Consider the following 14,683-nt stretch of genomic DNA (forward strand, 5'->3'; position numbering starts at 1 on the left):
AGACACAAAAGTTTATCTAAGATTCTAAGTCGTTGAGAACCTAAAATCAAAGCCAAACAATCCAACAATCCAACAATCCAACAATCTAAAAACCTAAAAATCTAAAAAAATGATCGCTGTAATTTTCGAAGTAATTCCGAATGAAGGAAAAAAAGAAGAATATCTGGATATTGCTGCAAGTCTGCGTCCCGAATTGGACCATATTGAAGGCTTTATTTCGATAGAAAGATTTCAGAGTTTTAGTGACCCCGGGAAAGTTTTGTCCTTGTCATTTTGGAAGGATGAAGAAAGCATTCAGCAATGGAGAAATCTTGAAATGCATCGTCATGCACAAGCAAAGGGACGAAATGAAGTTTTTAAAGATTATCACTTACGGATTGCCTCAGTAGTTCGTGATTACGGGATGTTTGACCGAAAAGAAACACCTTCGGATAGTTCGGATTTTCATTCCACGTAAAAGGTTCAAAGCAGCAAAGAGACAAAGATGCTAAGGTTCCAAAACTCTAAAGTTCAAATAGAGCTATCCAATAATCTAAGAATCTAATGATCTAAAAATCTAAGAAGTCTAAGAAGTCTAAATTTTAACTACTTTTGCAGTATGGAAGAGAATTTAAAACGTCTGAATAAATTTATAGGAGAAACTGGGTATTGTTCTCGTCGTGAAGCCGATAAACTTATTGAAGAAGGACGCGTAACAATAAATGGTGTCGTACCGGAAATGGGAACAAAAGTTTCACCCGATGACGAAGTACGTATTGATGGAAAACTAATTGTAGAAAAGCACGAAAAAATGGTGTATTTGGCGTTCAACAAACCTGTTGGAATTGAATGCACCACCAATCTCGAGGTTCGAAATAACATTGTAGACTATATTAATTACCCTAAACGCATTTTCCCAATTGGGCGTCTGGACAAAGCGAGTGAAGGATTGATTTTTATGACAAATGACGGTGATATTGTCAACAAAATTCTGCGCGCCAGAAACAACCATGAAAAAGAATATACGGTAACGGTTAACAAACCTATTACAGATCGTTTTATTCAGCGAATGGGAAATGGTGTTCCAATTTTAGACACTGTTACCCGAAAATGCAAAGTAGAACAAATAAGCAAATACACTTTCAAAATTATTCTGACACAAGGTCTAAACCGTCAGATTCGTAGAATGTGCGAGTATTTAGGATATGACGTAACAGCTTTAAAACGTATCCGAATTATCAATATTTCACTGGATATTCCGGTGGGGCGTTACCGCGATCTGACTGATGGCGAAATTAAAGAACTAAATCGCTTAATTGAACCTTCCAGTAAAACAGAGGAAGCGAGTTTGCCAAAAGAAGAAGCTCCGAGGCGAAGAACTGAATTCATCTCCAAACATGATCCACGATTTAAGAAAAAAGGAGATTATTAAATAAAAAAAAACATTGGTTTATAACCAATGTTTTTTTTATTTACATATTGTCTAGTCCTGAAATAGCGATACACAAAAAGTATCATTATGGAAGTACCTCAAGAAATACGCTATGTAAAGCGTACACAAAAAGACTACTCTATGTCTTTTAAATTACAAGTTGTTCAGGAAATAGAACGCGGAGAACTCACAGCAACGGAGGCTACAAAGCAGTATGGCATCCAATGCAAAAGCACAGTTGTCCAATGGCTTAGGAAATTTGGTAACTTTGATTGGGAAAACCAAACCTCTATGAAAATGGCAAAAACACCTGAACAAAAGATTATGGAGCTTGAAGCTCAAGTCAAACTTTTAGAGAAACAAAAGGCACTCCTGGAAAGACAGGCTTTTGTTGCAGACAAGAAAGCAATCTTATTTGATATGATGATTGATTTAGCGGAAAAAGAATATCATATTGATATCCGAAAAAACTCTGTGCCCGAACAATCACCCATTTCAAAGAAAGAGAACAACAAACAATAGGATTTACCTGTTATTTGTTCGGGATAGACAGACAGGTTTATTATCGAAAAATTAAAAGAACAACAATTAAACAAAATAAAGCTAAAGAAGTTGTTTTAATGGTTAATGATCTTAGGCAATTAATGCCTAGAATAGGTGCTAGAAAGCTCTATTATCTTTTATTGGATCAACTCCATTTGATGAAGATTGGAAGAGATAAATTCTTTGATATACTTAGAGCTAATCATTTATTGGTACAACCTAAACGTAGTTACCATATAACCACAAATTCACATCACCGGTTTAGAAAGCACAAAAATCGAATTTTAGATTTAGAAATAAATCGCCCTGAACAAGTTTGGGTATCCGATATTACTTATATCGGAAAAAGAGATAATCCGTGTTATCTAAGCTTGATCACAGATGCTTATTCAAAAAAGATAATGGGGTATTATGTTGCTGAGAATCTCAATACTCAAAGTAGTTTAAGAGCTCTTAAAATGGCTCTTAAGCAAAGAACGCATAATACATTAACTCTAATCCATCATTCAGATAGAGGTTTGCAATATTGTGCACATGAGTATCAAAAAGAACTTATGAAAAATAAAGTATTATGCAGCATGACCCAAAATTCAGATCCTTATGAAAATGCGATAGCAGAAAGAATTAATGGAATTTTAAAACAAGAATTTATGATCGATAAGTATCATCAAAAAAGAAAAATTACAAGCTTAATAATAAAGGAATCTATCAATATTTATAATAATCTCAGACCTCACTATTCTAATTACATGTTAACACCAAATCAAATGCATTCTCAAAATCAAATTCAAATGAGAAGATATAAAACAAAAAACAGTTGCAAGAGGGTTCTTGCAACTGTTTAATTAATTATTTTTATGTAATAATCTGTATCGCTTTTTTAGGACGAGACAATTTATATATCAAAAAACCATATTGCTATGTGTTTTTTGCAGTAAACACATTGTCAGAACCATCTTCTTCTTTTAAATAGAAATGCCCCACAAGAAGACAAAATAACAGATATAAAAAGCAAAATCCAAAAACCGAACTTGCTTTCTTCCAAACCATTTGGCACGTTCATTCCGTACAAACTGGCTATCAAAGTAGGAATCATTAGAATAATAGAAATCGAAGTCATTTGCTTCATAATGTTATTCATGTTATTAGAAATCACCGAAGCATAGGCATCCATCATTCCCGTCAAAATATTACTGTAAATATTAGCGGTATCCTGCGCCTGACTTAATTCGATATCTACGTCTTCCAGCAAATCAGGATCAAAATGCTCTCTATGCGCCTTTAGATTTTTAATTCTATGAAATAAAACATCGTTTCCTTTTAAGGAAGTAATAAAAAACACCAAACATTTTTCGATTTGCAAAAGTGCCTGCAACTCTTGGTTTTTAATTGATTTTTCCAGATTATCCTCGGCCAGTTTTATCTTTTGATTGATTTGCTTCAGATATTTTAAATACCAGACACTTGACGACAATAACAATCTTAAGACTAAATCGAAGTTGTCTTTTATTAGTATATTTTTCCTTTTGGTGTATTGCACAAAATCAGAAATGATTTGTGTTTCATAAAAACTAATAGTGACACAAACATCTTCTTTAAAAATCAAACCCATCGGAATAGTCTGAAAAGGAAGTTTAACGTCGTTACTTTTTATAGGTACGCGCATGATAAACAGATTCCAGCCATCTTCAGACTCCATACGAGGTCTTTCATCAATATCTTCAATATCATTATAAAAGGCTTCAGGAATTTGAAGTTCGTCCAGTAAATACTTTTTTTCAGTTTCTGTTGGAGATTCAATGCTGATCCAGCAGTTTGGAGTCCATTCCTGAGTCTCGACTAATCCGTTATTGTTTTTGTAAAAGGCTTTCATTTCAAAATTGCAGAGGTTATTGCAGCAATTTGAAAAAATTCAAAAAGCTACTTTAATTAAATACTAACGAATCATAATCGTCCATTGGAGAAGTTTTTTTTAAGTGCTGCAAAAGTATCCTTTATTTTTATAACCAAAAACAATTGGACATTAAAAAACCGTCTTAATACCATATTAAGACGGTTTTTATCAACTATTTAGTATTCACAAATTCATAATAGAGCGCTTTCGACAGAAAAGGATCATTCTTGTGGTCTTCTACACGATTCTCTTCCAGATACCCCTGTCCTTCACCAACAATATTTATGGTTGAAAAGTAAGCATTTCGGCTCTCATCATTAAAGTGCAAGCTCCTTAAAAACCAGGGCTCCACTCCTTTATTTACTGATACATTATAATTTGTAATTAGATTTCCCCAATTCACAAAACTACATAACAGTATCGTTCCATAAAAGCACCAGACCATTTGATTGATGAGATAAACATTTGTTTTTTGTCTGGTAATTTTTAAAAATGTAAAAATCAAACCAATCACTGCCAGAATCAAAAATGCATAAACTCCCAATCTTTTGTAGGTTAACCCAAAGAATGAAACATACTCTGAGTTCTTAATAATAGTGCTGACAATTAAAACACCATTTAAAACAATCCATATTTTAGCCAGTTTTTTAAGAGAAGCCGCTTTTTTATCAAAATTAAATCCTCCTTTAAAATAGAACAGTATCACTCCAACCGCCATAATAATCGAAAAGATTACGGCATTTACTCTATCGTGAGTTCCTGAACTGAGCTTAGAAGTCTCAACAGTTTCAAAAAATTGTTCATAATTATAGGTAATGATAAAAACCAGAAGCATGAAATTCAACAAGACTAATGTAATTTCACCACTCTTTCTTTCAAAATCCAAATCCAGAAACGAAAATGTCTGCTGATTTTTGATTTCGGTTATGTTATTAAATTCATTATCTAAAAGTTCATTTTTTTCATAACACACTTCAGGAATCCAATAATTCCAAAAACTGAATGAAATATAAAACCCTAAAGTTCCAATCAGAAGAGCCTCGAAAATATCAAGATCTAAAGTATAATCCGTTAGCAGAGATGAAAAATGTTCACTCCCAAAGGAATAAGCGGTAAAAAATACGCCCAGAAAAATCAATGGAATAACAAAATAAGCCACTAGTTTTTTCGCAAAATTATTATGGATTTTTCGTTCCGGAAGCCATTGGTTGAACATAAAAACACGCCCTAAAGTGGCAAATGCGTTTAAAAAAACAAGTGGAAAAACCTGAATCAGTTTAAGATCTGAATCCTGTGTTCTGAATTGTAAAAATAGAACCGACATTGAAAGCGCCAAAAATGATGCAAAATCTCCGTACCAGGCAAAAGCCAGACATGATAAGACCGAAGTTACAACCAAAATCAAATGAGATCTTTCGGTAAACCTGTCCTGAAAAAAGTAACAGATTAATCCAATTAATAATAATCCAAAAATAGCGAGGTTAACTCCCATTGATTCATTGTAAAAAAGCAGTAAAAAAATTAAACTGCAGGCTGGGATAATTTGATGTTTTTTCATAAGTATTGCGTTAAGTTAATAGGATTCCAGTAGGTTATCGCCCTTTCTTTATTGCTTTTGTTTTGCTTTTTTTAGTGGCGATTTTATTGTTTTATTCTTAAAAGTACTTTGCGTTTCAAAGTATATAGGTAAAAAAATAGAGTTATTACGATTTCATCAATTTTTCAAGATAAGAAAGGTGCTCTTTGAAAGCTGCACGTCCTTTAGGAGTTACCTGATAGGACGTTTTAGGCTTTTTGCCCACAAATTCTTTTTTTACTTCAATATATTCTGCTTTTTCAAGTGCTGAGGAATGACTCGCCAAATTTCCATCGGTGATATTCAGGAGGCTTTTCATCTCCGTAAAATCCACCCACTCGTTCACCATCAGTATGGACATTATACCCAATCTTACACGGCTTTCAAAATCTTTATTTAATTTGTCAATAATTCCCATGGAATGGATTATTTATATTTTTTGAACATTATTAATCCGTACAAGATATGCAAAATACCAAATCCAATGATCCAAAAAACCAAACCATATCCAATAAAAAAAAGAGAAATAAATCCTAGAACCAACTCACAGAAACCTAAATATTTAATATCCGAAAAAGTGTATTTTTCAGCATTGATCAAGGCAAGTCCGTAAAAGATTAAAGTAGCCGGTGCAATTAAGCCATAAACCTGATGATAAATTAATGCAAGACAAAATATGCCTCCCGCTAATAAAGGAACTATCAGATTAAAAAGCATATGTTTAGTAGCCGAAGTCCAAATAGGCAAATTATACTTTCTGCTTTTTCTAACTGTAAAAAACAGACCGAAACTAAAAGCAAAAATCAAAATGATCAAGCCTGTAAAAACTAGTTCCGATACTAAATCAACAGAATAATGTTGTTCATACTCTGCACCAAAATACTCGAGCCCTTTTGCTTTAAATAATTGATAAACATACAATCCACCAATCAAAGCAGAAAGTCCTGCAAATACCCCCGAGAGTCCGCTTAACGATATAAATCTTGAAGAACGCTCCATCATGGAACGAATATGTGCTAAATCTTCTTGGTGCTTCTGATTCATAAATAAAGTACTTTGAGATACAAAGTTATATTTTATTTTGAATTGACCATTCTAAAATGATCTTTTTTTTACTTTTTTGATCAAAATTGCAACTTTATAAAACATGTGTAGTCCCTACGGGACATTTTTCCGTATGAATTTTATTTTTTTTTCTACCGATATCTGACTCCTAGCGGAGTTTAATATCCTAGAGAATAAATAATAACAATACAACATTAAACATAACTTTTTTTCTCACGATGCCTGACTCCTCGCGGAGTTTAATATCCTAGAGAATAAATAATAACAATACAACATTAAACATAACTTTTTTTCTCCCGATACCTGACTCCTAGCGGAGTTTAATATTGTAGAGAATAAATAACGAGAGCGACAACAGATAACACACCTGTTTTTCTGCCGGTGTCTAACTCCTGGCGGAGTTTAATATCCTAGAGAATAAATAATAACAATACAACATTAAACATAACTTTTTTTCTCCCGATGCCTTACTCCTGGCGGAGTTTAATATTGTAGAGAATAAATAACGAGAGCGACAACAGATAACATACCTTCTTTTCTGTCGGTGTCTGACTCCTGGAGGAGTTTAATATCCTAGAGAATAAATAAATAATAACAATACAACATTAAACATAGCTTTTTTTTACATTAGCATTATACTCAGAAAAGAGCTTATCCCGAAGGGATCAAATAGAGGTAACACAAAAACTAGCCTGACCCGCCTTGTCCCGTTGGGACTACACCTCGAGATTCCAACAATAACTTCACTCCATCCAAAAAGAATAGCCTGTTCTCTCGAACAGGCTATTATATAAAATTTATTTCTACACTATTAATTTTTAGCGCTTCGCATCTTTCTTGCTAAAAGTGTATTTTTAAGTAGCATTGCAATTGTCATTGGTCCTACTCCACCTGGAACAGGTGTGATAAATGACGATTTTTTACTTACACCGTCAAAATCAACATCACCGGTAATAACATAACCTTTTGGATTTGAAGCATCTTCAACTCTTGTAATACCAACGTCAATTACCACTACTCCATCTTTTACCATGTCGGCTTTTAAGTAATTCGGAACTCCTAATGCAGTGATAATAATATCGGCACTTCTGGTGTATTCTTCGATGTTTTGAGTTCTGCTGTGTGTTAGTGTAACCGTCGAATCTCCCGGATTTCCTTTGCGGCTCATTAAGAGACTCATTGGTCGGCCAACGATATGACTTCTACCAATAACAACAGTGTGTTTCCCTGCTGTTTCAATGTTGTAACGCTCCAACAATTGCATAATTCCGAATGGTGTTGCAGGAATGAAGCTATCCATCTCTAAAGCCATTTTTCCAAAGTTAGCAGGATGAAAACCATCCACATCTTTATCCGGATCGATAGCCATCAGAATCTTTTGCTCGCTGATGTGTTTTGGTAAAGGTAACTGAACAATAAAACCATCCAGGTTATCATCTTCATTCAGTTCTTTAATTTTTTCCAGTAGTTCTGTTTCAGTAATTGTTTCGGGTAAACTCACCAAAGTCGAATCAAAGCCTATTTGCTGGCAAGATCTCACTTTACTTCCTACGTAAGTTAAACTTGCTCCATCAGTTCCAACGATTACTGCTGCCAAGTGAGGCACTTTCCCTCCAGCATCTTTAATCGATTGAACTTCGGCTGCAATTTCGTTTTTAATGTCTTCAGCTGTTTTTTTACCGTCTAGTAGTTGCATTGTTTATTTTAGTTTCAGATTTAAAGTTTCAAGTTTCGCATTAAAAGCGAAACACCTATTTATATTAATCAAAAAAGTTTCAAGTTTTAGTTTCATAACCTGAAACTTTAAACTTGAAACTTTTTTATTTTATCTCGGCATTCCTCCCGGCATTCCTTTCATTCCACCCATCATCTTCATCAGATTTTTTCCGCCCGGACCCTGCATCATCTTCATCATCTTACTCATTTGGTCGAACTGCTTCATTAACTGATTCACCTGCTCGACTTTGGTTCCGGAACCTTTAGCGATTCTGGCTTTTCTTTTTACGTCGATAATCGAAGGTTTGCTTCTTTCTATCGGGGTCATCGAGTGGATGATTGCCTCAATATGTTTAAACGCATCATCTTCTATCTCTACATCTTTCATGGCTTTTGAAGCCCCCGGTATCATTCCAACCAGATCTTTCATATTACCCATTTTCTTCACTTGCTGAATTTGCGTAAGGAAATCATCAAAACCAAATTCGTTCTTAGCGATTTTCTTTTGAAGTTTTCTAGCTTCTTCTTCATCAAATTGTTCCTGCGCTCTTTCTACAAGCGACACAACGTCACCCATACCTAAGATACGCTCGGCCATACGATCCGGATAGAAAACATCAATTGCTTCCATCTTCTCACCTGTACCTACAAATTTGATTGGCTTGTTTACAACCGATTTAATCGAAATTGCAGCTCCACCACGTGTATCACCGTCTAATTTTGTTAAAATAACTCCATCAAAATTCAGAATATCATTGAAGGCTTTAGCTGTATTTACAGCATCTTGCCCTGTCATGGCGTCCACAACAAACAAGGTTTCCTGTGGCTGAATTGCTTTATGAACACGAGCAATCTCATCCATCATTTCCTGATCTACTGCCAAACGACCTGCCGTATCGACGATCACGACATTAAAACCGTTTGCTTTTGCATGTTTAATTGCGTTTTGAGCAATTTCAACAGGATTTTTATTCTCCGGCTCTGAGTAAACCTCAACACCTATTTGATCTCCCACAACATGTAACTGATTTATCGCCGCAGGACGGTAGATATCACACGCTACTAAAAGTGGATTTTTATTTTTCTTTGTCTTTAAGAAATTGGCCAGTTTTCCTGAGAAGGTAGTTTTTCCCGAACCCTGAAGTCCTGACATTAAAATAACTGAAGGATTTCCGGAAAGATTTACACCGGCAACATCACCACCCATTAATTCGGTAAGTTCATCTTTAACCAACTTAACCAACAATTGTCCTGGCTGAAGCGTGGTTAAAACATCCTGACCAATTGCTTTTTCTTTTACTTTGGTTGTAAAATCTTTAGCAATTTTAAAGTTAACATCGGCGTCAAGTAAGGCACGACGAACTTCTTTTAAAGTATCGGCAACGTTTACTTCTGTAATTTTACCGTGTCCTTTTAATATATGGAAGGCTTTATCTAACTTATCACTTAAATTATCAAACATACTTTTTTCTTTATTTGAAGTGCAAAGATAATCTAATTAGACATTTCAGGCAATTTTTATTTAGGGACAAAGAGCGTTTTGATTTTACCGTAAAGTGCGCGAAGTTTTTTTGCTCGCAAAGACGCAAAGTCGCAAAGTTTAAATCTATAAGTAAGAAAAAAACTTTGCGACTTTGCGTATTTGCGAGATTAATTAATCCTTCTTTAAAATTGGAAATAAATAAACGGCTGTGAACCTGCAACTGCTGTTGCGTAAACGATCCAATATACGAATCCTAGTATGATTGCTTTTCCAATCAGTGGTGTTTTATCAAAGACCAATTTCATTTTAGAAGTAATCACTTCCGGTAAGAAGTGCCACACGTATCCGAAAAGCATTAATAAAAATACATTTTTATATCCTAACACGATTGCCTGCCAATTCTCCGGCTCGAATGTTAACTGACCAATATTATTGATTACCTGCAAGGCTGTTTCAAAATCTCTGGCACGGAAAAATATCCAACAAAATACAACAAAATGGAACGTAACGATTATTGAAAAGAATTTCCATAAAAACCCGGGACCTTTACCATCTTTTTTGGACGGAAAAAATTCCATGAAAATTTTATGAACCGCTAAGGCCAAACCATGTAATGCTCCCCAAACGATAAATTGCGCACCGGCTCCATGCCACAATCCACCTAAAAGCATGGTGGTAAACAAATTAAAATTGGTAACCAGAGTTTGGTTTTTCTTCTTCGAAAGTAAAAATGTCAGACAAAAAAGGACTATTGCACCAATCGCTATTCCTAACGGAATAAAACTCTCGTTTATGTTTGAAATCCCCCAAAGGAGCAATCCAAAGAAGAATAAACTCGGGAACAAAAACCCCGCAAATGTTCCTTCACGGTTTCCTCCAATAGAAATGTATAAGAAGTCTTTCAGCCAGGTCGATAATGAAATGTGCCATCTTCTCCAGAAATCTGTAATAGAAGTTGACTTATAAGGTGTTCTAAAGTTGGCCGGCAATTTAAATCCTAACAGCAAAGCGATTCCGATTGCCATGTCTGAATATCCTGAAAAGTCGCAATAAATCTGAATGGCGTATCCATAAGAAGCCATTAAATTTTCGAACGAGGTATAATTCATCGGTGTATCAAAAACACGATCGACGAAGTTTATGGAGATGTAATTTGAAATTACGGTTTTCTTAATCAATCCGCCAATAATCAGGAACAAAGCGTTGTTTACATCTTCCTTGGTCAGGTTTAATTTTTGATAAATCTGCGGCAGGAAGTCTTTTGCTCTAACAATTGGCCCAGCTACCAGCTGCGGAAAAAACGAAACGAAAAACAAGTATTCGATGTAGTTTTTGGTTGGCTTAATTTCTTCACGATAAATCTCAATAATATAACTCATCGACTGGAAGGTATAAAATGAGATTCCAACCGGAAGAAAGATATCATGAAGTTCGTAATTCCCATGAAACATATCATTGAAAGTAACAATCATGAAGTTCATGTATTTGAAATACCCCAATAATCCCAGATTCAGGATTACACTGATCACCAGGTAAATTTTCTTTGTACTGTCTTTTGCTTCTCTATAAATAATCTGACTGAGACCATAATCAACAACAGACGAAAGTAGTAATAGTAAAAAGTAAATACCGCTTGACTTGTAATAAAAGAAAAGCGAAAAGAGAATGACGTATGTTAATCTCAAATAAAATGTTTTGCGTAAAAAAGCATACACAAAATAAAAAACGAGAAATAGTCCCAGGAACAAACCAGTGTTAAAGAGTAATTTTTCTTCAGGATTGTATATAAACCAACTTTTGACCTGCTCTAAAGTAACTTCGCCAAAATTCTGAATAAACCAATTATTTATGCTATCAATTGTAATCAACTTAATTCTTTAATTTAAAATTATCGTATGCTTTTAAAAATGCTTCTGTAAACAAGTTTCCTTGTTTTTCGTATCCTTTTTTAGAATAATGAACCCAATCCGGCCCAATTAATCCTGCAGATTTTAACCCCCGGATTCCATCCATCCCTCCAAGTTCGTCGTATAAATCCCAAACGGCAAAACCATCTGTCTTTGCAATTTCAATAATACTTTTTGCATAATCGCGGACATAAACATTAGGCCTCCTCGCTTTAAGTAAAGACGGAGGCGGAGTCATTACAATGATAGAAACCTTACTATTTTGTTCTTTTATATTTTTTATAAAATCACGCAGTTCCTTTATATAAGCCGAAGCTTCCATGTGATCGTAACTTTCGTTTGTTCCTAACGACAAAATCATAAGATCGGCATGCAGCGCTTTTAGTTGTTCAAAAAATAATGGGTATTTATTATAATCGGAAAACTTCGCTCCGTTGACCCCGATACTACTGTAGATTAAACCCGGGGTATCTTTTTCTAAAACTATCCCGTTCAGTTCATACTTTGATGCCTCTTTATTTGGAAGCAAAAAAATACGATTCAGTGTCTTTTCAGAATTGTAATAATGAGTAAACGAATCGGACTCCAGATTTAGCGGAACAAATTCGGAACTCGTAATATTTCTGGGTTTGGTTTCGTTGGTTCTGATTTTCAGTGTTCGTCCCGCCCGAATATTGTTAGACTTTAGATGATTATCTCTTCTGATATCGGCCACCGAAACATTGTACTTGTCTGCAATTGTAGAAATAGCCTCCCCTTTTTTGATTTTATGCGTGATCACCTTTCGCTCTGTAGACTGAATTGTTCTGGTCTGAGAAGATGTTGCCAAATCAAACATATTCTGATTCTGAGGCGTAATAATCTTAATGGTATTGAAATTATACGCTGCATCTTTAATATTCAGCTCAAGCGTAAAACCGCCATTGTCTCTCCAAAGTGCAATTCCGCTTAATCCAACCGGAACATTTTTGAAAGGGTGAATGTTTCGATAACTTTCCCATCCTCTGTTCGAACGGAACCGCTCGTTATAAGAACCGTTTGTTTTGGCCAGCTGATGCGGAAAAACAAGTCCGCGACCGCCATTACCAAATTTTTGTTGCAGGTTTTTCCTAATCTCATTTGTCATTAAATCACTCTGAATATGAGAATCTCCTATGTGAACAATATTAATTTTTTGACTATTTTGAGTTTCGCTCGACTTTAATTTCAAAAAAAACGGCACCAGAACTTCTGCATTATAGATTCTGTCTCCCGAAAAAGAATCAACAGCTGCTGTATCGACTTTATGAATCATATTTTGTGGAATTGGAATTGGATCTGTTTTTGGTGTTTTATCGTTTGTTGAGAAAAAAAGACAACAAAAGAAAATAATTAGTCTATTCATCTACGCTATCTGTTTTTACAGCTACGGAATCTGCATTAGTTTTTCTGACTGCTTTCCGCTTAGTCGCATCAGTTTCTCTATTTACTCGTAATACTTTATATTGCTCGTATCCTTTATTTAATTGATCGTATAATAATTTACCAATAGCTTTTGCTCCACGTTGGTTAAAGTGCGTGTAATCTTTATTGGCTTTTGCCGGAGATTCATCTACCCATTTCACCATAGAACCGTCACCTCCCATTAAGGTGTACAAATTCACAAATCCAGATTCCGTTTCAAGAGCGTATCTTTTTTGCGCTCTCATTAATGGAACAACAGCCGAATCGGTTTTCATCTCCAAATCGTATTTGGTCGATTTATCTGCGGTCGAGATAATCAAAATAGAAACTCCCGGAAAAGATTCCTTAATTTTATTAACGGCTTTGGTCATACCTCTTTGGTACCAATTGTAATTCTTGGTTCCATAATTTAAAACGTTGGTTCCGTAGTGCAAAATAACCAGGTCGTATTTCAGACTATTGTTGAATCCCTGCATCACATTGGCATTAAACATAGAAATTGGCAAACCTGAGTTCCCTCTTTGTGAGAAGTTGTCTACGTGAATTCCGCTTCCGTTATCAAAATTAAATCCGTAAATTGGAATCGAATCGGCATGAATAAAGTTAGCCTTGAATGCTTTTATACTTCCTGAAGTTACTTTCAGTGTATTAATCAGATTGTTTGGAACAAGGCTTTTACGCAATGTATCTCTTCCTACTATGAAATTTACATTTCCTTTTTTAGATCCCCTTCCATAATACAATGTTGGATTGTCTAAAGTCGTTGCATATTTATTCAAACCGGCTTCATATTGAACCCAGGTTGTATTTGATTTATCATTTGCAAAGAACACATGCCCGTTTACTCCAAATGGACTCGTTGGATGTTTTACGTTTAGATACGATTGCATTTTCCAATTCTTGGAAGCCGAAGACTTCACTGAACCTCTTGACGCAGCAGATTCTGAATTAATAGAAACAAAACCAACTCCGCTTCCACCAAAACGCTCCTGGTAATTGGCACGAACATCCTGCACAATTAAATCACCATCAGTCATGGAATCTCCGTAGTAGGCAATTCTGACTTTGGCTTGCGGATTTTTTTCAAGCTGGTATAATTTTTCGTAAAAAGAAATCAGGTATTGATATCCTTTATAGTTATCGAAAGTTTCCGATGGAAACTCAATTCCTTCTGAAGCGTCAAAAACAATCTTCTCCCTCATTTCATTTTTCTCCTCTTCGGTCAGACTGTCTCCATCCTGCTCCAGAGAATCATTTGCGACTGACTCCAAAAGCAGACTATCGATAAGTACGTTTTTAGAATTTACTTTACTATCCGAAAAAATTTTGTCGGGCAAGATTTGCTTAAATCCAATGAAAGCGATGAATGCCAATGCCACAATTGCAAAAGACTGAAAGAAGTAAGATTTTGTATTCACTCGTAATAATAAATTTGAAGAAAGGATTCGTTAAAAATTTCATTTCAAAATTCCTACTAATTCCTTATAAAAAAGTACGGGCAAAGATAGAATTAAACAATTAATTTCTAGGTTCTTTTTAACATTAAAATAATACAAAAAAAAGAGGCTGAACGAATCCAGCCTCTTGATCAAAAAAAAAATAAAAAAAACAAAGTTAATGATTAACTAAATTTTAAAGTGAATGG

13 protein-coding genes are annotated in these 14,683 nt (G+C 34.9%); 4 read left to right on the forward strand and 9 right to left on the reverse strand.

Going from position 1 to position 14,683, the window contains the following annotated elements; genetic code table 11:
- The first annotated feature begins 109 nt into the window (after positions 1-109).
- From OGZ34_RS01120 to OGZ34_RS01135, 4 genes are all read left to right on the forward strand, one after another.
- The gene (locus OGZ34_RS01120; RefSeq protein ID WP_173964409.1) at positions 110-457 is read left to right on the forward strand and encodes an antibiotic biosynthesis monooxygenase family protein; all 348 of its coding nucleotides are present in this window, start codon (positions 110-112) and stop codon (positions 455-457) included.
- A 141-nt stretch (positions 458-598) separates the two neighbouring features.
- On the forward strand, positions 599-1,411 hold the full coding sequence (gene rluF, locus OGZ34_RS01125; protein ID WP_173964410.1) for a 23S rRNA pseudouridine(2604) synthase RluF: 813 nt from the start codon (positions 599-601) through the stop codon (positions 1,409-1,411).
- A gap of 87 nt (positions 1,412-1,498) precedes the next feature.
- The gene (locus tag OGZ34_RS01130; protein WP_263360326.1) at positions 1,499-1,933 is read left to right on the forward strand and encodes a helix-turn-helix domain-containing protein; all 435 of its coding nucleotides are present in this window, start codon (positions 1,499-1,501) and stop codon (positions 1,931-1,933) included.
- 14 nt (positions 1,934-1,947) lie between these two features.
- Positions 1,948-2,799: an IS3 family transposase gene (locus tag OGZ34_RS01135; RefSeq protein WP_263361901.1), complete on the forward strand. Its 852-nt coding sequence runs from the start codon at positions 1,948-1,950 to the stop codon at positions 2,797-2,799.
- A 101-nt stretch (positions 2,800-2,900) separates the two neighbouring features.
- Here OGZ34_RS01135 and OGZ34_RS01140 read toward each other — a convergent pair whose 3' ends face one another.
- The 9 genes from OGZ34_RS01140 to OGZ34_RS01180 form a co-directional block, all read right to left on the reverse strand.
- Complete coding sequence (locus OGZ34_RS01140; protein WP_263361902.1) at positions 2,901-3,827, reverse strand: magnesium transporter CorA family protein; 927 nt, start codon at positions 3,825-3,827, stop codon at positions 2,901-2,903.
- Between the two features lie 193 nt (positions 3,828-4,020).
- Positions 4,021-5,406, reverse strand: a complete 1,386-nt coding sequence (locus OGZ34_RS01145; protein WP_263361903.1) for a DUF4153 domain-containing protein — start codon at positions 5,404-5,406, stop codon at positions 4,021-4,023.
- A gap of 145 nt (positions 5,407-5,551) precedes the next feature.
- Positions 5,552-5,842, reverse strand: a complete 291-nt coding sequence (locus OGZ34_RS01150; RefSeq protein ID WP_173968315.1) for a winged helix-turn-helix domain-containing protein — start codon at positions 5,840-5,842, stop codon at positions 5,552-5,554.
- Positions 5,843-5,850: 8 nt separating this feature from the next.
- Positions 5,851-6,468, reverse strand: coding sequence for a hypothetical protein (locus OGZ34_RS01155; RefSeq protein ID WP_263361904.1), 618 nt, complete (start codon positions 6,466-6,468; stop codon positions 5,851-5,853).
- 832 nt (positions 6,469-7,300) lie between these two features.
- Entirely contained in the window at positions 7,301-8,185 is an 885-nt protein-coding gene (locus OGZ34_RS01160; RefSeq protein WP_263361905.1) for a bifunctional 5,10-methylenetetrahydrofolate dehydrogenase/5,10-methenyltetrahydrofolate cyclohydrolase, read from the reverse strand.
- Between the two features lie 129 nt (positions 8,186-8,314).
- Positions 8,315-9,667, reverse strand: a complete 1,353-nt coding sequence (gene ffh / locus OGZ34_RS01165; RefSeq protein ID WP_173968312.1) for a signal recognition particle protein — start codon at positions 9,665-9,667, stop codon at positions 8,315-8,317.
- Between the two features lie 203 nt (positions 9,668-9,870).
- Entirely contained in the window at positions 9,871-11,556 is a 1,686-nt protein-coding gene (locus OGZ34_RS01170; RefSeq protein WP_263361906.1) for an MBOAT family O-acyltransferase, read from the reverse strand.
- A 1-nt stretch (position 11,557) separates the two neighbouring features.
- Positions 11,558-12,979 (reverse strand): GDSL-type esterase/lipase family protein, encoded by a 1,422-nt coding sequence (locus tag OGZ34_RS01175; protein ID WP_263361907.1) that lies wholly within the window; start codon positions 12,977-12,979, stop codon positions 11,558-11,560.
- Positions 12,972-14,456, reverse strand: a complete 1,485-nt coding sequence (locus OGZ34_RS01180; protein ID WP_263361908.1) for an SGNH/GDSL hydrolase family protein — start codon at positions 14,454-14,456, stop codon at positions 12,972-12,974. Before OGZ34_RS01180 ends, OGZ34_RS01175 begins: the two co-directional genes overlap by 8 nt.
- Positions 14,457-14,683 lie beyond the last annotated feature (227 nt).

Origin of the sequence: Flavobacterium collinsii, assembly GCF_946903285.1 — a bacterium.
GTDB classification, from domain to species: domain Bacteria; phylum Bacteroidota; class Bacteroidia; order Flavobacteriales; family Flavobacteriaceae; genus Flavobacterium; species Flavobacterium collinsii.